Genomic DNA, 19,614 nt, shown 5'->3' on the forward strand with positions numbered 1-19,614 from the left:
CGTCCGCCGCCTCACGTCAGCCTGGCCTCGGGCGCTCAGTGCGGCAAGGAGTCCTTGGCCTTCTCTTTCGCGCCTCGCATCCTGCCGCGCGCCTCGAGGGCGGCGCCCTTTGCCGCGAGGGTTTCCTTGTGGAGCGCGTGAGCCGTCTTCCGCACGGCCCTTCCCGCAACCTGTTCGGCCTTCGCCTTGGCCTTCTCTCCGGCACTCATCTCAGCACCTCCGCGTAGTCCCACTGCCTGAGTGCCCTGGAGGCGGACGCGCAACCGCGGGAAGGCCACTTCGTCGGGCGCCCGAGCAAGGGTCTGCGCCTCGGGACGGGGCAGCCGTCCGGGCCGTGTGCATCCACATCGCACCGCAGGGCGAGCGCCTTCCCTGTGGCCGACACGCTCGTGCCGCCGAGTGAAGAAGCGCAGGGCAGCAGTGAGCTGCGCTCCAGTCGCCGACGCGGGAGCGATCCGTCGATCCCGGGCGCGGCCGGGCAGCGAGGGTCGACGAGGGGGCCACAAGCGCTCCCCACCGCACCGACAGCGGCGTCGACACTCGCGTCCGCCGCGCCGTGCCTCGTCACGGCATCCCGCGGGACAGCTGCCGCGACCTGCGGTTTCTCCCGGACACCCCGCATAAATCGTCACCTCCTTGACAGGTGACGACAGCTCTGCCACGATACAGTCACCGCTTGAAGAGGTGACGCCCAAGGCGATCCCCCCGCGGAGAGTTCATCGACGCACGGACACCCGTGCACGTCCCATCACGAAGAGGAATCGACATGCCGCACAGCTACACCGCCCACGTGAAGGTCACCGGCGAGGGCCGCAACGGGGGCCGTGCCCAGTCCGACGACGGCCTCCTGGCCACCGACCTCGCCCTGCCCAAGGAACTCGGCGGCGCCGGCACCGCCACCAACCCCGAGCAGCTCTTCGCCGCAGGCTGGGCCGCCTGCTTCCTGGGCGCCGTCCGCATAGCCGCCGGCGAGCGGAAGATCCGACTCACCAGCACCGAGATCGACGTCGACATGGCACTGAAGGGCACAGACGACGGCTTCTCCCTGGCCGCCGTCCTCAACCTCCAGGTCGGCGGCGTCACCCAGGACCAGGCAACCGAGCTCGCCACCGCGGCCCACCAGATCTGCCCGTACTCCAAGGCCGTACGCGGCAACATCCCCGTCACCATCAACGCCGTCGCCGCCTGAACCACACCCGAACCGAACCCGGCCCCTCCCACGGTCACGGGTCCGCGCACGCACCTCCCGCACGGGGATCGTGCGCAGACTCCCGCCCACTCCGGGCCGAAGCGGCCACCGCACGTACCCGACGACCACCACAGACACGACCGCGACAGAAGGGCAGCAGTGAAGATCATGAGTGAGACCGAGCAGAGGGCCTGGCTTGCCGGCGGTTGCTTCTGGGGCATGCAGGATCTGATCCGGAAGCTGCCCGGTGTCCTGAGCACCCGGGTCGGCTACAGCGGTGGCGGCACCCCGCACCCGACCTACGGCGACCACGGCAGTCACGCGGAGGCGATCGAGATCGTCTTCGATCCCGCCGCCACCGACTACCGCACCCTCCTCGAGTACTTCTTCCAGATCCACAACCCCACCACGAAGCACCGGCAGGGCAACGACATCGGCGCCAGCTACCGTTCCGCGATCTTCCACCTGGACGACGAGCAGCGGCGCATCGCCCAGGAGACGATCGCCGACGTCGACGCGTCCGGTCTGTGGCCGGGCAAGGTCGTGACGGAAGTCGTGCCGGCCGACGAGTTCTGGGAGGCCGAGCCGGAGCATCAGGACTACCTCGAGCGCTACCCCGGCGGCTACACCTGCCACTTCCCTCGCTCGGACTGGAAGCTGCCCGCGAGGGCGGGGGCGTAGACGCCTCCGAGCCCCCGTTGCCGGGCGCCTCTCCGCCTCTCCTCCATCGGGCGGAGAGGCGCGCTTCCGCCGCCTGGCAGGGCGGCACCCTGCCAGGCGCCGCAGAGGCGAGGGCGGGGAGTCGCCCGCCCTTACCGGCGCCGGGATCGACCGCATTCCGGGAGGGGCGGCCGGTGATCATCGGCGTCCGGGCCCCCGGGCCTCTCGGGACCGGCCCGGACCCAGCCCGCACCTCGCAGGAGCACATGCTCGGTACGGAGTTCCCGGCCGCCCCCGAACGGCTGAGCAATGCCGCCGCCGGACCACTACGCGGCGTCCGTCCCAGCTCAGTCGTACGGCGGCCCGCCCGTCCCCGCATCCCTCGTAAGGCATCCCCCGCACCAGCACCCCGTCCGTCGACGGGCAGGTGCGGTACCCCGCGGCCACACTGGCCACGTACCTCATCGCAAGGAGCCACGCCATGACCGTCGTGAAAGCCGCCGCGGTACAGATCAGCCCGGTGCTCTACAGCCGCGCCGGCACCGTCGAGAAGGTCGTGAGGAAGATCGACGAACTGGGGAGCATGGGAGTCGAGTTCGCCGTCTTCCCCGAGACCGTCGTGCCCTACTACCCCTACTTCTCCTTCGTGCAGCCGCCCTACCAGCTGGCCACCGAGCATCTGCGCCTGCTGGAGGAGTCGGTGACCGTGCCCTCCGACGAGACGGACGCAATCGGTGAGGCCGCCCGCAGGGCCCACATGGTCGTCTCGATCGGCGTCAACGAACGGGACGGCGGCACCCTCTACAACACCCAGCTCCTGTTCGACGCCGACGGGACCCTCGTCCAGCGCCGCCGCAAGATCACACCGACGTACCACGAGCGGATGATCTGGGGCCAGGGAGACGGATCGGGGCTGCGCGCCGTCGACAGCGCCGTCGGCCGCATCGGCCAACTGGCCTGCTGGGAGCACTACCAGCCGCTCGCCCGCTACGCCCTGATCGCCGACGGCGAGCAGATCCACGCCGCCATGTATCCCGGAGCGTTCGGCGGCGATCTGTTCACCGAGCAGATCGAGGTCAACGTACGCCAGCACGCGCTGGAGTCGGCCAGCTTCGTCGTCAGCGCCACCGCCTGGCTCGACGCCGACCAGCAGGCCCGAATCGCGAAGGACACCGGCGGGCCCGTACAGGCGATCTCCGGCGGCTTCTTCACCGCCGTCATCGACCCCGAGGGCCGCATCATCGGCGAACCGGTCACTTCCGGCGAGGGCCACGCCATCGCCGACCTGGACCTCTCGCTCATCGACCGGCGCAAGCGCCTGATGGATGCCAGCGGCCACTACAGCCGCCCCGAACTGCTCAGCCTGCAGATCGACCGCACGCCGGCACCCGCAGTCCACGACCGTTCCCGCCAGGGGACCGCGGCCCGGAGCATGGACAAGAGTCGCGCGGCCGACGGCAGTTGACACCGCCTCCCGTGCCGGTGGGACTGAGCGGGCACGGTGTCACGACACGGGGTGCGTGCCTGTCGGCCCTGCAAGAAGATGAGGGGCCGCAGGGCCATGGACGCATGGCGTCACTGTCCGCTCTGCTGGTGGCGTCGCCACTCGCGTCCGGCATCGCGCGAGATCCACAGGCCTTCGCCCTTCACCAGGTCGTAGGCCGGCGTCGTCGCATCCGCAATGCCGTAGAGCGTGGTGCCGTCGACGGTGAGCGACGTGAATCTCGCCGGCGTCCTCAGCTCGTGGAAGCGGCTGTTGGTGCGGTCGTCGGCGACCCAGTACCGGCCGCCCTCCTCGCCGACGAGCAGCCGTCCGTCCGTGAACACCTGGATGACGAGCCATTCCGGGCCGCGCTTCAGGGCGCTGAAGGGGATTCCGCCGCCCAGAACCGTCTTCCAGTGCCCGCCGCCGTCCGTCGTCACCAGCAGGCCGCGCGTGCTGTGGCCCACGGTGAGGGACAACGCCGCCGTGCCGCCCCCCGCAGCGAGGGTGCCTCCCCTGTACGGCTTCGGCACCACCGTGCGGCCGAGCGTGCGACCGCCGCGCTGCCGTACGACGCTGAAGGGTTCTTCGGCGACGGGCTGCTCCAGGCTCCAGACCGTGCCCCGCTCGTCGACGGCGAGCCGGATGGCGTTCTCCCAGGCTCCAACCGGTGGCGCCACGGTGCGGGTGGCGGGGCGGTAGATGAGGATCGGCTCCGGCGCGACGAGCAGGGTGTCGCCGGGGCGGGTGCGCAACGCGGCTTCCGTGACCACGACCTTGAGCCGCTTGCCGTGTATGTCGAGGGCTGTCCCTTCCCTGGCTCCCGCCTCGGACGGCACCTGCAGGAAGCCACCGCCTATTCCCTTGTACGCGGCGGGCCCCGCCTCCGCGTCCGCGTGTTCCGCGTGCTCGCTGACCGTGCGGCCGTCGGGATCCACGATGCGCCAGGCGGCGGCTGCCGGGCCTTCGTCGTCCTCGACGTTGCCGATGTAGTACGTCAGGAGCAGCGATCCGTCGTCTGCGCGGCTCACGCCACTGGGTGCGCCGGCCGCCTCGATGACGTCGGCCGGACCCGGGTGAGGGTCCTCGATGACGCGTTTGTACTCTGCCTCGCGACTCCCGGAGTTCTCGTCGCCGGAACCGCTGCAGGCGGTCAGTGCCAGCGCCGCACTCGCTGCCGCCACGAGCCTGACCGGCCGCCTCCCGCACTCCCTCAACCACGTCACGATCGCATCATCACACGGGGTGGCCGTACCTCAGCGCCGGGCACGGAAAGGTCCCCCTTCACGAAGGCTCTTGGCCAGACCGCCGTCGTGGGGGCCGGTCGTTCTGCGGGCTCCTCCTCACCCGTGCGGCGCAGCGATACGGCCGCCCCCGGGTGGGCCGGCTGCGGCCCCGGCAGCCGCTGAGAGCCTTCCCGGCCTCGGGCGTCTCACCTGCGAGCACGGGCCCGGGCCGGCCGTCGGCCGTTCTGCCTTCGGGCCGGCACCGGCACCCGACATGCCGGTTACCCGGTGTGAGGTTACGTTCACGGTGCGAAAGGAGCACTACATGAACCGGTCTTCTGACGAGCCGCCTTCCACGGACGGCTCGGACCCGGGCGCGTCCGAGAACAACGGCCGCAAGCCCACCCGGCGCACCCTCATAGCCGGCTTCGTCGCCACGGCCACGGCCGCCGCGCTGGTCGGCGGATGGGCGCTGTTCTCCGGCGGAGCGCCCTCGGGCCTCGGCGCGTCCGGGCTGGGCGGAGGCCCGCCCGCCGTCCCGAGCGCCGACACCACGTCGTCGGTGTCGAAGTCGGGGCAGTTCGGTTCGGTGACGACGTCCCCCGGCCTCTCGGCGGAGTTCAGGAAGACGTTCACCGACCACTACATCGAGGCGAACGGCCTGCGCCAGCACGCGGTGATCGGTGGCGAGGGCCCGCCCCTCCTGCTCGTGCACGGCTGGCCGGAGAACTGGTACGCGTGGCGGCTGATCATGCCCGCCCTCGCCCGCCATCACACCGTCATCGCGGTGGACCAGCGCGGCATCGGCCTGACCGAGAAGCCCCGCAGCGGGTACGACACCGGCACGATGGCCAAGGACCTGGCCGCGCTGATGGACAAGCTCGGCCACAAGAGGTTCTCCCTGGTCGGGCACGACACCGGAATGATCGTCAGCTACGCGCTCGCCGCCGACTACCAGGACAGGGTCGAGCGGGTGGCGCTGGCCGAGGTCCCCGGCCCGCCCGGAGTGGTCCCCTCGCCGCCCCTGTTCGTGCCCGAGCCGCTCAACAACAGGCTGTGGCACATCCCCTTCAACCGGGCCGACCCCACGCTGGTCGAGGAACTCGTCGCGGACCGGGAAGACTCCTTCTACGGGTACGAGTTCAAGGTGCAGGGCGGCGGAGTACCCCAGGCGGCCATCGACTACTACGTCCGCCTCCTGTCCAACCCCCAGAGCCTGAGCGGCAGTTTCGGCTTCTACCGGGCCTGGGACGCCACCCTCGCACAGAACGAGAAGCGGGCGAAGACGAAGCTGAGGATGCCCGTGCTCGGGATCGGCGGCCAGGACAGCTGGGGCAAGGCCGTCGGCGACGCCATGAAGGGGGCCGCGGTGAACGTCCAGACCGCTGTCATCCCCAACACCGGACACTGGATCGCCGAGCAGTCCCCGGACCAGACGACCGCGGTCCTCACCAAGTTCCTGAACTCCGGCAGCGGCGCGGCAGACCGAACCGCCACGTCACCCACCACCGCTGGGAAGTGACGCGCCGGCCGCGTGCAACCCCCGACAGCCGCCTTCCCCAGGGAGGCGGCTGTCGCATGCGGTCCCCCAGGGAGACCGGGCGCCGTCGACCGGCGCCGCCGACCGTGCGACCCCCGTCCCGGGCCCGCGCGCCGGATCGGGCCGCCGCTCCGCTGGTGCGCAATGGGAGCGCGGAGCACGTCTCGCCGTGCGCCCCCGGACCCGCGCAACTATCGTGGTGTCCCGACTGCCGGAAGCGGGCTTCGAGCTCGCGGCGCGCTGAGGCACCCCGAGTGATGGCGACGGCCGGACGACTGCCGGCGGTGTGCCCGACCGACCTGGCCGGGTCGGGTGCGGATGTGCACCAGTGTGGTGCTGCCGAGCCGACCGCACATGCTTGCCGCAGAGGTTGGAGTCCACATGTCCCATCACCTCGATTCCCCCGCGGCCAGGGCTGATGCTCGGCTGAACATCTCCGACCTCTACGTTTTCCGAGGCGAGCGCGGCACGGTCTTCGTGATGGACGTGTGCTCCGACTCTGCGGGCACGGACGCGCCGAAGGGATTTCATCCTGACGCGCGGTACGAGTTCAAGATCGACAGCACGGGAGACGCCACTGAGGACCTTGCCTACCGCTTCACCTTCGGCGCTCCGGATCCGGACGGTGCGCAGCCACTGGAGCTGCGCAGGCTCGTCGGCGCAGATGCGGCCGACGACGCGAAGGAAGGCGTGGTGCTGCTCACCGGCACGACAGGGCGTGCACTCAGCGGCGCCGACCAGGACCTGCGGGTGTGGACCGGTCGCGCCGGCGACCCGTTCTGGATGAACCCGGGCGTGGTGGAGGCGGTCGGCCAGGCGTTCCAGCATGGGACCGACGTCGACGTACCGGCTCAGGACGGGGCACCGGTGAAGAGTCTCTTCTCGGGGCAGAAGGTGCGCTCGATCGTACTGGAGGTGTCGGACGCGGACCTGATGTCCGCAACCGGGACCAGGGACATTGGCGTTTGGGGGGTCACCGCGCTGGCCACCGACGCGGGTGGCTGGCACCGCATCAACAGGTGCGGACTCCCGATGATCTCGCCGATCTTCGCGCAGTTCGACGAGGAACTCGCCGAACTGCTGAACCAGACCCCTCCTGCCGCCGACATCGACACATTCACCGACGAGATCAGCAAGCGAGTCGCCGCGGTCGTAGGCGTCCGCAACACCGCATCCGATCCACACGCGTACGGTCAGGAGGTCGCCGACCGCGTTCTCCCGAACATCCTGCCTTACACCATCGGTACGTCCGCGGTGTTCGGCTTCGCGGAGTTCAACGGCCGCTCGCTGAACGACAACGCAGGCGAGGTCATGTTCTCCCTCGCAACGGACAGTGCGCTGAGCATCGATCTGACCAAGGACGCCGTCGACGCCCCTGCGACCTCGTCCTTCCCGTACGTGGCGCCCGCCGTCTGACGAAGTGTCCCGGACACCGATCGCGCGGCACGCCGGAGCAGGGGGCGCCGGAGCAGGGGTGCGCCGGGCGCCCAATCCCCAACCACGTTCGCCTCTGGTGCACTTGGGGCCCTGCGCCGGTGCGCTGCGGAACGTCCGCCGCCGCCGTAGCGGGTGTCGTGAGCGACCGAACCCCAGCGGTCGGCCGACCGCATGCCGCCCGGCAGGCACCCGAATCACGAGCCACTGGCCGAACGCGGTCCTTCGTCGGTTGCCCGCGGCCGGGCGCCGATCTCGTGAACACCTCTCCGGCAAGGGCAGCGCCTCCGAAGCACATGCGCCCGACCGAGCATCCATTTAGCCTAAAGAGGGACAAATCACCCAAATGGCTTGAATGGACCGGAGGCGTGAGTGATGGCGAAGATCCTTTTCATTGTGAGCGGAGCGACGTACTGGGTGCTCAAGGACGGCACGAGGTACGCAACCGGCTACTGGGCGGAGGAGTTTGCGAACCCGTACAAGACACTCACGGACGCCGGACACGAAGTTGTGGTCGCGACTCCGGGCGGAGCGATACCGAACGTCGACATGATGAGTTTGCGCCCGTCGATGGCGGGCGGTGAGCAGGGGGCTCTTGATCTGGAGGCGGTCATCCGCGACGCCGAGGTGATGCGGCGGCCGCTCGAGTTGTCGGACGTCCGGCTCGAGGACTACGACGCGGTGTACCTGCCGGGCGGTCACGGTCCCATGTCCGACCTGGCGTACGACGCCGACGCCGGACGGTTGCTGACGGCGCAACTGGCTTCCGGCAACCCTCTCTTCATCGTGTGCCACGCCCCTGCCGCGCTGCTGGCCACGAGGATCCACGGCGTGTCGCCGTTCAAGGGATACAAGGTCACGGGCTTCACCAACGAGGAGGAGGAGGGCGTGGGGCTGGCCTCCAGGGCGACTTGGCTGCTGGAAACCGACCTGAAGGAGAAGGTCGGCGTCGAGTACAGCCGCGGTCCGATCTGGGAGCCGTACATGGTCGAGGACCGAAACCTGGTCACCGGCCAGAACCCGCACTCTGCCGCGGTGCTGGCCGATCGGATGCTGAAGATTCTCGCCTGAAGGCCGGCCGGACGGGCCTTGGCACACTCCCTTCCGGCGGCCCCGCGTGTCTTGACCGGCTCGGCGGGGACCCCACGCAACGTGGGCGTTCCGATCATGAGCAGACAGAGTCGCAGACCGGCATCACACGCCGGTTTCCTGGCCCGCTCGGCCTTTCAAGTCTTCCAGGGCGACTGCACCGGAAGCCTCGGGATCCAGGATGGCGATCCCGTACAGGGTCCCGAGGCGCCGCATGATCGAAAGGACCAGCATGGAAGCCCTGCCCGACGCACTGGTCGTACCGCCCGGCGAGGCGGCCATGACGTCGCTCTCGGACGGCGCGTTCGAACTGCTCGCCGACGGGGGCGCGGTCAGTGCCAGCCGGCTCACCCTCGATACCGGAGTCGACGGAGCGCCCCCGCACCACCACAAGCGCTCCCACGAGGTCTTCTACATCCTGGGCGGGACAATGCTCTTCCGCCTCGGCAACACACTCACCACGCTGGGGAAGGGCGGGTTCGTCATCATCCCGCCCGGCCTGCCGCACGTCTTCGGGGCAGCGGAGGGCGAGGTCGCCGACGTGTACGTCGTACTCAGTCCCGGCCTCGAACGGTTCGGCTACTTCGAACGACTGGCTGCCATCAGTCGGGGCGAAGCGGAGTTCGAGTCGCTCATCCCCCAGCAGGACCTGTACGACGTGCACTTCGAGGACATTCCCGACTGGCGGGTGGCCCCATGAAGGGTTGCCGGCGCGGGTGCGAACCATCCTTCGGGAGCTCAAAGCCGGGTGACGACGCGGCGGGGTCGGCCGTATGACCAACCCCTTTGAGCCGGACACCGTCGACAGCCGCGATGGCGGGGCACCCGGCCCCTGCGACTCGGCTCGTTGATCGACCCTTCCTCCATCGCCCCGGTGGAGTCGCAAACAGTCACAGCTGCTGAAGGGCGGTGCCATGGACACCGATTCCCGGACCAGGGCCATGATCGAGGATCATTGGCGCGCCTCGGAGCGCGGGAACAGCGAGACCGAACACGCCATCTACGCCCCGGACGCGATCCTCGATTACCCGCAGTCGGGTGAGCGGTTCCGGGGTCGAGCGGCAATCTCGGCGCAGCGCGGTGGGCACCCGGCCGACAGGCATTTCACCGTACAGCGCATCACGGGACACATGAACCTGTGGGTGAGCGAATGTCTCATCACCTACGACGGCGTGCCTTCGCATTCGGTGAGCATCATGGAATTCGTGGACGAGAAGGTGACTCACGAGACGCAATACTTCGCGGACCCCTTCGGTGCGCCCGCCTGGCGGGCCGCACTCGCGGAGCCGATGCCGGGACGGAACGTCGCCGGAGCCTGATCCTGACGCGTGACCGACCGCGGTTCGACATGCACTCGGGCCTTCGTCCGGTCGCGGCCGGGGTGACCAGGTGGCGCATAGGGGCCCTTCTTGCCGGTGGGGGCATCGCAGTCCGCGTCGGACCCAGCGTTCGCAGAATCAAGATCATCAGACGCGGACCCGCGCCGGTCGGATCTCCGTCGGCAGAGAACTCAGCCGTCCCTGCCATCGACGACCACGAGCGAGTCGAGGGGAGGGGTCCTGGCACGGAGGCCGTTGAGCAGGAGGTCCGTCATGCGCAGTGCGCGTGCCCGGTCTTCGGCGATCAGGGTGATTCCGCCCAGGGTCATGAGGACGTCGTAGGGATCCGGTCCGGAGCTGACCAGACCCTCCCTGATGCCTGCGTCCATCAGAGTGGCGAGCGCATCACACAGCAGGGCACGTGTCCGCAGCCGGTCGTCCTCGGAGGTCAGGACGCCGCGAAGCGTGTCCTTCATGCCGTGCTTGGCATGCATGAAGTCGACGAACCGTTCCATCCACGCGCTCAGCGCATCCAGCGGCGCCGCCTCGCCGATCAGCTCGTCGGCGGCCCTGCACAGCCCTGCCACCTCGTTCCGATAGACGGCCTCCACGAGGGACTCCCTGGACGGGAACCGGCGATACAGGGTGCCGATGCCAACCCCGGCCTCCTGCGCAATGGCCCTCAGTGACGCCGCGGCCCCGTCGCGGGCGAATGCCTGCGCGGCGACCGTCAGCAACCGGTCGTGGTTGGACTGGGCATCGGCGCGCAACGGCCTGCCCTCCGGCGCCTCGTCAGACATCGGTGATCACATCCCTTCCTTTACAAGCGGAGCGCGCTCCGCTTAGTATTCGTATTAGCGGAGCGTGCTCCGCTTACATGCTACGTTGCCGAAAGGAACCATCGTGAGCGACCTGGCGGACGACATCCCCTTCGGCGCCACCTCGACCGCCGCAGAGGTCATTGCCGGTACCGATCTGCGAGGCCGGAGGGCCGTCGTCACGGGGGGAGCTTCCGGAATCGGCGCCGAGACCGCACGCGCGCTCGCCGGCGCCGGAGCGGAGGTGACCCTTGCCGTCCGCGACACAGAAGCAGGAGCGCGCTTCGCCAAGACCGTCGTCACACCGCCCGACAGCCGGCCCGTGAGCGTTGCAGCCCTCGATCTCGCCGATCAGGCGTCCGTCGCCGCCTTCGTCGACCTGTGGACCGGGCCGTTGCACATCCTCGTGAACAACGCCGGCGTCATGGCGCCGCCCGAGACCCGGACCGCACAAGGCTGGGAGTTGCAGTTCGCCACCAACCACCTCGGGCACTTCGCTCTGAGCACTGGCCTGCACCCGGCACTGAAGGAAGCACGAGGAGCCCGCGTCGTAGCCGTGAGTTCGGTGGGGCACGTGAACAGTGACATCGCCTTCGACGACATCCACTTCGAGCGCAGGCCTTACGACAAGTGGCTCGCGTACGGGCAGTCCAAGACCGCGAACATCCTCTTCGCGGTGGAAGGCGCGAAGCGCTGGGCCGCGGACCGGATCTCGGTGAACGCCCTCAACCCGGGGAGGATCACGGGGACCAACCTCTCCCGGTACATCGGCGACGTCTCCGCGGCGCCTGCCTCGTTCGACCCCACCAGTACCGATGTGTCCTGGAAGAACGCGGAACAGGGTGCGGCCACCTCGGTCCTGCTCGCCGGATCACCGCTGGTCGCCGGGGTCACCGGCCGCTACTTCGAAGACTGCCACGTGGCGCCGCCGTACGTGCCGGGCGTGCGCCGCGGCGTCGCGGACTACGCGCTCGACAGGGACAACGCAGCCCGCTTGTGGCACGTGTCCCTCGACATGCTCGGTCGGGACGACACGGCAATCGCTTGACCTCAAATACGGCCCGGGCCCGGAGCACCTCGAGGAACGCTCCTGGACCATCGGCTGACAACACCGCGTCACCCTGGCCCGCGCCGCCCACGGCGCCCTCACCGAACAGCGCCTGCCCCAGAGGCCGACGCAGCGAGCCCACCCCTCGCCCGACCCTCGACACCCTCCAGGACCTCCTGGCCTCGGTGCGGTGGTGTGCAGTGGACCGATCCGGCGGTGCATCGCCTCAGCGATTGCGGTCAAGTACGACCACGTCGTTCCCCATGCCGATGACGAGGCCTTCACCGACGGCAGTGACGCACTGGGCCCGCGTCGGCAGCGCGACCGTCTCCCGGAGCCGGGCCTGCGCGAGATCCCAGACGTGGACCGTACCGCTGCCGTCCAGGGTGATGGCGTCCGTACGTTCGTCCCGCGTGATGCAGGCCACCCCCAGAACTCCGGACGAATGTCCCGCAAGGGTGGAGCGCTGGGCGCCGTCCGTCAGGTCCCACACCTGGACCGCGGTGTCGTTCGCCCCCACAGTCAGCGCGTGCGGACGGCCGTCCAGGACGGTGCCGGCGAGTGCCGCTATCCAGTGGTGCCCTGTCTGGACGGTTGCCGTGACGCGTCGGCCCTTCCCTGTGAGCCTCCACAGCCGCAGTGCGGCGTCATCACTGCCCGTGAGGAGGTGAGGGCGGCCGTCGACGGTGACGGGCTCCATGGCCCGCACCGCCGACCGGGTGCGGTCGACGAGGAGCGGGTCCTCCACGTCCTCGTCCGGATCCCACACGCGTATGGTGCGGTCCTGGTCGGAAGTGACCACGTGCAGACGCCCGTTGACGTCCGCCCACGACACGGCCTCCACCCTGTGGTCGGGGCCCGGAAGGTCGCGGGGCCCGCTCCCTGCGGCGAGGTCCCAGACCCGGGCGACGCCGCAGCAGCCTCCGACGGCAACGTGGGGGCTGCCGTGGACCGTTGTGCACGCCAGCGCCTCGACCCGGTGCCCGTGCGACAGGGTGCGCCTTTCCGTCCCGTCGGCCAGGTCCCAGACTCGTACCGTGGTGTCGCCTCCGGTGACGGCGTGCGGACGCCCGTCGATCTCCACGGCGTCCACGGCCTGCACGGTCCCGGTGTGGCCCTTGTGTGCCACGGGCGGGAGGGCGTCGCCCAGGTCCCATACGCGCGGGGGCGCGGAATGGCCGCCGCTCACGGCGTACGGGCGCCCGTCGACCTCCGTGCAGGCCAGCGCGTCCACATGGCCCTGGTGTCCGGTCAGGACAGCGCGCTGCGTGTCCTCGGTCAGGTCCCACACGTGGACCGTGCAGTCACCACCGGCGGTCAGCACGTGCGGACGTCCGTCGAGGTCGACACAGCCCACGGCGGACACCCACGAGGTGTGCCCGCCCAGCACCGCGCGCTGCGAGCCGTCGGTCAGGCACCAGACCCGTGCCGTGCGCTCCCCGCCGCCCCCGGTGACGGCGTGGGGGATGCCGTCGATCACCGTGCAGGCCACCGAGTACACGGCCGAGGTGTGGCCGGTGAGCACGTACTGTTCGACACCGTCCTCCAGGTCCCACACCCTCACCGTGTTGTCGTCGCCCCCCGTCACGGCCACCGGGCGGCCGGAGACCTCGGCGAACGCCACCGCTCGTACCTCTTCGGTGTGGCCGGGCATCCGCGCACGTTCCGAACCGTCGACCAGGTCCCACAGTCGGACGAGGCGGTCCTCTCCGACCGTCACCGCGTGCGGCCGGCCCTCGACGACCGTGCAGCCGACCGCGCGTATCCAGCCCTTGTGGCCTCCGAGGGCGAGCCGCTCGGCCCCGCTCCCCAGATCCCACACCCGTAGCCCGCCCGAGCAGGTCCCGGTGACGACATGCGGGCGCCCGTCGATCTCGACGCAGTCCAGTGCGTAGACCCCGTCGTCCTCGGTGATGACAAGGCGCTCGGTACCGTCGACCAGGTCCCACACGCGGACGTTCGAGTCGTAGCAGCCGGTCACCGCGTGCGGCCGGCCGTCGATGACGGTGCACGCGACAGCATCCACGCCCAGTCCCGTCCGGGTGAGGCGCAGCGCCGGATGAACCATCGTCCCGGTCGCCCAGCGCGGCCGCCAAGGACGGTCACGGGACAACTCCCGGGCGAGGCCGGTCTCACCGTGGCGCGCGGCGTCGACGGCCAGGATGTCCCGCCTTTCGGACAGGCTCGCGGTGGCGTGGACGTGCGCGGATGCACGGTAGATACTCCGCCGCAACGCCCCTTGGGACGAGCCGGGGACGTTGAGCGCGCGAAGCAGCCCCTGCGGGGCCGCGTGCACCAGGTACTCGGAGTCCTGGAGTACCTCGTCCAAGGCGCCGGCCGCGACGGCGTGGGCGGCGAGATGGTCGACGATGTACGGGGCGGCGGCCGGCCAGTCGCGACGCCCGTCTTCCCTGTCGAGGGGAACCTCGGCCAACAACGCGCTCGTGATCGCCCGTTGCGTCTGCCGCTCGTCCGACCGGGCTCCCCGGCCACGCAGCCGGTACGCCGCACCCTCCGATGTCCGCGTCTCGACCAGGAGTTCGCCCGCCCGGTCCCGGAAGGCGCTCACCTCCTGATCCGTCCACGCGTGACCCGACAGGGCACGTGCCAGGACCACCCACAGGGCCAGGGGCAGGCCCGCGCCTTCGGCGAACGCCAACGGCCGCAGCAGCACGGCTTCGTCGCCGGAATCCGGCGTCGGACCGACGGCCCTGTTCCCCTTCGCCATCCCCACACACTCCTCGCAGCCCGGTCACGCCCCGTCCCTCCTCACTGCGGGCGGACGGGTCACCAACTGCCACGGATGCTACAGACGGCCACTGACAGCGACGGCGTGCTCCGGGTCGAGGGGGGCCGGGGGGAGAGCCCGTCGCGCCGTCGTGTACCACCGGCGCACTCGGCGCGGGCTTCAGGAGCGGCACGTCGGCCCGGGCCTCGTGGGTAGGGAGGCGGAGAACTGTCCGGGTGTCTGTCCGTCCGGCACGACATCCGGTGCGCGTCGATGCACTCCGGCGACGTCTGCGGCATCTTCCGCGACCGCTGCCCGCTGCTGCAGCATCCGAAGGGGGTTCTTCCCGATACGAGATGGAAAGCGTCGTACCCGCAGCGTCCGCGACCACGAGCACGAGCACGACCGGAACGAGGTCCTGCACGAAATGGAGCACATCCACGTCCCCGCATCCCACCCGAGAAACGCCGTCGCCGTCCTCCGCACGCCCACCCGCGGCCCGTCGTATCGGGCACTGAACCCGCCCACCTCGGGAGGCGCCCGGTGAAGAGGTTCTTCGGACCGGTGAGGATGGCCGAACCCAAGGTCTCCGATGCCGAACAGGAGCTGTTCGGCGGACCGCTGCGCTACGACATGGGCTGGTCCCTCCACGAGCACGCGGGCCTGGACCTGACCATGATGTCGGCGCTGCGGTCCATGCCGGCCCTCGTCGGCGCCGCCCTGCGCATGGCCTGGAGCGCGGACCGGCGGGCGCTCCTCGCCGTGACGGTCAGCGAGATCGGTCAGGGCATCGCCGCGGCCGTGGGCCTGTTCGCCATCAACGCCGTCATGCACGCCCTGCTCGCCGGGAGCGGCGACGCGGCCCAGCGGCTGCACGCGCTGCTGCCCGGCCTGTTGGCCATCGCCGCCGTCGGCGTGGTCAACTCCGCCCTCTCCGCGTGGTCGACCTCTCGTGCCGGGCGCCTGGAGCCGATGGTCGAGCGGATCGCGACCACTCAGTACCTGGCCGCCGCCGCAAGGGTCGAGTTGGAAGCCATCGACGACCCCGACTTCCGGCGGCTCGTCGACGTCGCCCAGCACGGTCCGGGCGCCGCCCGCCGCATGATCGGTGCCTGCGTCGCCGCGCTCAACGGCCTCATCTCGCTGATCACCACCGCCGGCGTCCTCGCCGTCCTCCACCCGGTCCTGCTGCCCATGCTGATCCTCATCGCCGCCCCGCGGGGCTGGGGCGCCATGCGCGTCGCGCAGGAGCGGTACGTGTCGGTGATGAGCTGGATCGAGCATGTGCGGGCCAGCCGGCTCATCGGCAACCTGCTCACCGAGCGCAGTGCCGCCCAGGAGGTCCGGATCCACGCCGTGGGCGCGTTCCTCCTCAGCCGGTACCAGCGCATGGCCGAGAGCGCCGAGGCCGAACAGGAACGCCTCGCCTCCAGCAAGGCCCTGACCGAGTGGGTCGCCTCCGCGCTGTCCGGCGTGGCCATGGCCGCGACGTACGGGGCCATGTTCTGGCTGATCCTGGCAGGTCACATGAGCCTCGCCATCGCCGGTACCGCGGTGATCGCGGTGCGGACGGGATCGGCGAGCCTGGGCGCTCTGGTCATGAACATCAACCAGTTGCACGAGGAGTCCCTGTACGTCCGCGACCACGGTCGGTTCCTGGCCCAGGCGGCACAGCGCACCATCCCCGAGGGCGGCGGTCCGGTCCCCGAGGAGATCGAGGAGATCGTCCTCGACCGCGTCACCTACCGCTACCCGGACCGTGACACGGCTGCCCTGGACCGGGTGTCGCTCACCCTGCCGATGGGCTCGGTCACCGCCGTGGTGGGCGAGAACGGCTCCGGCAAGAGCACACTGATGAAGATCCTGTCGGGCCTGCTGCTGCCCCAGCACGGCTCCCTGCGCTGGGGCGAGGCGGACATCAGCGACCTGGACCGCTCCCAGGTCTTCGAGCGCGTCTCCCTGCTCACCCAGGACTTCCAGCGCTGGCCCTTGACCGCCGCCCTGAACATCCGCCTCGGGCGCCCCGCCCACGCCGCCGCCCCCCAGGACCTGCTGCCCTCCGTCGACTATGCCGGAGCGGGCCCGGTCATCGCCAAACTCCCCAACGGCCTGCGGAGTCTGCTGGCCCGCATGTTCCGCGGCGCCATCGAACTGTCGGGCGGGGAATGGCAGAAGGTGGGTCTTGCCCGGACGCACTGGCGCAGCTCGACATCGCAGGCGGACAGCCTCCTCATCGTGGACGAACCCACCTCCGCCCTGGACCCCGAAGCCGAGATCGAGGCCTTCGACCGTCTCCGGCGGCTCGCCGCTCCGAACAGGGCCGTCGTCCTGGTCACTCACCGCATGTCCGGAGTCCGCCACGCCGATCGCATCTACGTTCTCACTCACGGTCGCCTCGCCGAACACGGCACCCACGAAGAACTCGTCGCCGCGCAGGGGCGGTACGCCGCCATGTTCGACGCGCAGGCGGCCCAGTACGCCCCCGGCGCCGGCATCCCGAAACCCACCTCGCCGACCGCGCCCAGCGCGCCCACCGTCGCGGATCCCGCATGACTCGCCCCGTCGAAAGGCCCGCCGTGCGCGAACCGGAGCGTGCAACGAATGCCGCTGGTGGTCGCTGGATCGCTGCCCGAGCCCGTCGCGGAGTACGTACGCGTCGCGCGGCAGGCCGTCCCCGGCAGCGCGCTCCGTGCCTTCACGGGCCGACCCCGCCATGTCGCACGCGGCCGACCGGCCGGGCGGCCGCCTCGGACTCCACTGCCCCGCAGTCGCCGTACGACCAATGAGAAGGGCGTGCCTCCGCACATGTTCACCTCGCAGGACGAATGGGACCGCGGCTACACCGAAGGCCACCGCTACCGGCCGCTCACCGACGTCGAACGCTCGCTGCTCGCCGCGCATCTGCCGCCGGGCGTCGGCGGACGGGCCCTTGATGTCGGTTGCGGGACCGGCGAACTCGCCGCGCACCTGTCCTCATCCGGCTACGCCGTGGACGCCGTCGACTGGTCCGAGGCCGCGCTCGCCCAGGCATGCACCCACCATGGGCGGGCCGCCCGCTGGCTCCGCATCGACATCGAGCAGGACGCCGGAGCGTCGCTCGACGCCGACGGCTATGACCTGATCACCCTGAGGTTCGTCGCCCCGTTCCTCAGCGCCCGTGACCGCACCCTGGACGCGCTGAGCCGCCGGCTACGCCCGGGCGGTGCCCTCGTCATCATCACACCGCTCGCCGCCGACACCCCGGCCGACCGGCGCGGGATCGCTCTCGACGAGGACGAACTCGCGCGTCTGCAGAGTCGGTGGGCGGTACCTGAGCGCCATGACGCCGACGGGCTGGTCCTCCTCGTCCTGCGCGGGCCGTGCCAGGACAGGGCCGCACCGCACGTCGCAGCACAGCGCACGCCGTCGGGCGGCCATACCGACGAAGAAGGCGGCCTTCCGCGCAGGCATCACTTCCGTCTCTCGGGGCGCCACTACTCGCAGGTGGAGTCGGGCCGCAGGACGATCGAGGTCCGCGTCGCCACCCCCGAGAAGGCGGCCGTCGGCGTCGGGGACGTCATCGTGTTCCACGACCGGGGCGGCAACCGGGAACTCGACATCGTCGTGCGGCGGGTCACCGCATACGCCTCGTTCGAGGACCTGCTCGAAGCGGAGGACCCCGCCCGCATAGACCCGGACGGACCGCTCGAGGAACTGCTGGTAGACCTCCACCACCTCTACCCGCCGGACCGGGAGGCGCTCGGCGTCCTCGCCTTCGAGTTCGACCACAGGCCCGCGTTGCCCGGACGCCCCATGCCGATGACAGCCTCTCAATACGCGCAGACCGTTCCCCACCACACGGTGTACGGCTGCCTGTACGTCCGTGACGAGCACGATCGGCCGGTGCAACTGCGATCGGTCTACGGATCGCGGCTCTGGCAGTTCCCGGGCGGCAACCTCGACACGCAAGGGGAAGGCCCGCTCGACACCGCCCGCCGCGAGGCGATCGAGGAGACCGGACTCGAACTCGGCCTGGGCGCCCCGAGGTTGCTCCTGACGCATTTCCTGCACGCCGGGCCCCGGATGCCTCTGAACAAGGTGGGCCTCATCTTCGACGGAGGCCGGCTCACCGCCGAACAGCTCCGCCGGATCCGCCTCGATCCCGCCGAGCACGACATGTGGGCCGTCCACGACCTGGCCGAGTGGCGGAAGTTGATGGCGCCGCGCGACTTCGCCCGACTCGACGCAGTCGAACGATCCCGGTACGACGAAGGCCCCGCCTACCTCACCACGCACACCTGATCGGCATCACGCCACCCACCGAGGAGACCTCATGCCCGCCGAGGACACCAACACCCGATCCTGGACCCTCTACGGTCGCCGCCAGCTGGCCCACGCCTATGTGCCACCCATCCCCGACCGCCTGTCCTGGACGCCCTGGGAGGGGGTCGGACCAGGTGCTGAAGTTCTCGGCGACGTCACTGGTCGGCGCGTCCTGGACATCGGCTCCGGCGCCGGCCACCACGCCGTGCATCTCGTCCTGGCCCACGGCGCGCACGTCACCGGGATCGAGCTGTCCGCGACCCAGTACGAACGCGCAGCCTCCACCCACGTGGACGTTCCGGGCGTCAGCTTCGCGCAGGGTGATGTCGTCGAATACCTCGCCAAGGCGGAGCCGTTCGATGCCGCGTACGCCATCGGCACCCTGGCCTTCGTCGACCCCCATCGCGTGCTGCCCTCCCTCCGCGACGGTCTGCGTCCCGGCGCACCGCTGGTGCTCTCGCTCCTGCACACCGACCTGCACGGCCGCGGCCCGTCCACGGACGTGGCACCGCGCGAGCAGATGATCCTGCTGCGCGACGACCCGCCCTTGCCGGTCCACATGTGGGTACTTGCACCGCAGTTGTGGGAGGACCTGCTCACCGGGTACGGCTTCCGCGTCGAGGCCGTCGACCTGCTGCACCAACCCGAGGGGAACACTCCTGTCATCCTGCAACTCGTCCGCGCCCGCCGTTGAGCCGACCGGCCGGCACTCATGGCAATCCGAGCCCGCGGCGCCCGGCCGTCGCCGGCGGCGCACGCCGCAGATCGCTGACGGCTG

At 70.3% G+C, this 19,614-nt stretch carries 16 protein-coding genes; 12 read left to right on the plus strand and 4 right to left on the minus strand.

Annotated elements, in window-relative coordinates:
• Positions 1-35: 35 nt before the first annotated feature.
• Entirely contained in the window at positions 36-209 is a 174-nt protein-coding gene (locus IE265_RS27985) for a hypothetical protein (RefSeq protein ID WP_190038490.1), read from the minus strand.
• A gap of 557 nt (positions 210-766) precedes the next feature.
• Here IE265_RS27985 and IE265_RS27990 point away from each other — a divergent pair.
• From IE265_RS27990 to IE265_RS28000, 3 genes are all read left to right on the plus strand, one after another.
• Positions 767-1,189, plus strand: a complete 423-nt coding sequence (locus IE265_RS27990) for an organic hydroperoxide resistance protein (protein WP_190038491.1) — start codon at positions 767-769, stop codon at positions 1,187-1,189.
• Between the two features lie 168 nt (positions 1,190-1,357).
• On the plus strand, positions 1,358-1,870 hold the full coding sequence (msrA, locus tag IE265_RS27995) for a peptide-methionine (S)-S-oxide reductase MsrA (protein ID WP_190038596.1): 513 nt from the start codon (positions 1,358-1,360) through the stop codon (positions 1,868-1,870).
• Between the two features lie 460 nt (positions 1,871-2,330).
• A complete protein-coding gene (locus IE265_RS28000; RefSeq protein ID WP_190038492.1) occupies positions 2,331-3,314 on the plus strand; it encodes a nitrilase-related carbon-nitrogen hydrolase in 984 nt (327 codons plus the stop codon).
• A gap of 110 nt (positions 3,315-3,424) precedes the next feature.
• On the opposite strand, the gene IE265_RS28005 is transcribed toward IE265_RS28000, so the two are convergent.
• The gene (locus tag IE265_RS28005) at positions 3,425-4,558 is read right to left on the minus strand and encodes a hypothetical protein (RefSeq protein WP_190038493.1); all 1,134 of its coding nucleotides are present in this window, start codon (positions 4,556-4,558) and stop codon (positions 3,425-3,427) included.
• Between the two features lie 325 nt (positions 4,559-4,883).
• Here IE265_RS28005 and IE265_RS28010 point away from each other — a divergent pair, with 325 nt between their 5' ends.
• The 5 genes from IE265_RS28010 to IE265_RS28030 all read left to right on the plus strand — a co-directional run bounded on the left by IE265_RS28010 (position 4,884) and on the right by IE265_RS28030 (position 9,940).
• On the plus strand, positions 4,884-6,080 hold the full coding sequence (locus IE265_RS28010; protein ID WP_190038494.1) for an alpha/beta fold hydrolase: 1,197 nt from the start codon (positions 4,884-4,886) through the stop codon (positions 6,078-6,080).
• 348 nt (positions 6,081-6,428) lie between these two features.
• Positions 6,429-7,514: a DUF4331 family protein gene (locus IE265_RS28015; protein ID WP_229916640.1), complete on the plus strand. Its 1,086-nt coding sequence runs from the start codon at positions 6,429-6,431 to the stop codon at positions 7,512-7,514.
• A gap of 393 nt (positions 7,515-7,907) precedes the next feature.
• Entirely contained in the window at positions 7,908-8,603 is a 696-nt protein-coding gene (locus IE265_RS28020; protein WP_190038495.1) for a type 1 glutamine amidotransferase domain-containing protein, read from the plus strand.
• 232 nt (positions 8,604-8,835) lie between these two features.
• The gene (locus IE265_RS28025) at positions 8,836-9,321 is read left to right on the plus strand and encodes a cupin domain-containing protein (RefSeq protein ID WP_229916642.1); all 486 of its coding nucleotides are present in this window, start codon (positions 8,836-8,838) and stop codon (positions 9,319-9,321) included.
• A gap of 214 nt (positions 9,322-9,535) precedes the next feature.
• Positions 9,536-9,940, plus strand: coding sequence for a nuclear transport factor 2 family protein (locus IE265_RS28030; protein ID WP_190038496.1), 405 nt, complete (start codon positions 9,536-9,538; stop codon positions 9,938-9,940).
• A gap of 191 nt (positions 9,941-10,131) precedes the next feature.
• Here IE265_RS28030 and IE265_RS28035 read toward each other — a convergent pair whose 3' ends face one another.
• Positions 10,132-10,740, minus strand: coding sequence for a TetR/AcrR family transcriptional regulator (locus IE265_RS28035; protein ID WP_190038497.1), 609 nt, complete (start codon positions 10,738-10,740; stop codon positions 10,132-10,134).
• 103 nt (positions 10,741-10,843) lie between these two features.
• Here IE265_RS28035 and IE265_RS28040 point away from each other — a divergent pair, with 103 nt between their 5' ends.
• Complete coding sequence (locus tag IE265_RS28040) at positions 10,844-11,806, plus strand: SDR family NAD(P)-dependent oxidoreductase (RefSeq protein ID WP_229916644.1); 963 nt, start codon at positions 10,844-10,846, stop codon at positions 11,804-11,806.
• A 226-nt stretch (positions 11,807-12,032) separates the two neighbouring features.
• On the opposite strand, the gene IE265_RS28045 is transcribed toward IE265_RS28040, so the two are convergent.
• The gene (locus tag IE265_RS28045) at positions 12,033-14,534 is read right to left on the minus strand and encodes a WD40 repeat domain-containing protein (RefSeq protein ID WP_190038498.1); all 2,502 of its coding nucleotides are present in this window, start codon (positions 14,532-14,534) and stop codon (positions 12,033-12,035) included.
• Between the two features lie 543 nt (positions 14,535-15,077).
• Between IE265_RS28045 and IE265_RS28050 the strand changes: the two genes are divergently transcribed.
• The 3 genes from IE265_RS28050 to IE265_RS28065 all read left to right on the plus strand — a co-directional run bounded on the left by IE265_RS28050 (position 15,078) and on the right by IE265_RS28065 (position 19,530).
• Positions 15,078-17,087, plus strand: coding sequence for an ABC transporter ATP-binding protein (locus tag IE265_RS28050; protein WP_229916645.1), 2,010 nt, complete (start codon positions 15,078-15,080; stop codon positions 17,085-17,087).
• Positions 17,088-17,327: 240 nt separating this feature from the next.
• Entirely contained in the window at positions 17,328-18,815 is a 1,488-nt protein-coding gene (locus tag IE265_RS38650) for a methyltransferase domain-containing protein (protein ID WP_229916647.1), read from the plus strand.
• Positions 18,816-18,846: 31 nt separating this feature from the next.
• Positions 18,847-19,530: a class I SAM-dependent methyltransferase gene (locus tag IE265_RS28065; protein WP_190038499.1), complete on the plus strand. Its 684-nt coding sequence runs from the start codon at positions 18,847-18,849 to the stop codon at positions 19,528-19,530.
• The last annotated feature ends 84 nt before the right edge of the window (positions 19,531-19,614 follow it).

Origin of the sequence: Streptomyces fructofermentans (assembly GCF_014651055.1) — a bacterium.
GTDB classification, from domain to species: domain Bacteria; phylum Actinomycetota; class Actinomycetes; order Streptomycetales; family Streptomycetaceae; genus Streptomyces; species Streptomyces fructofermentans.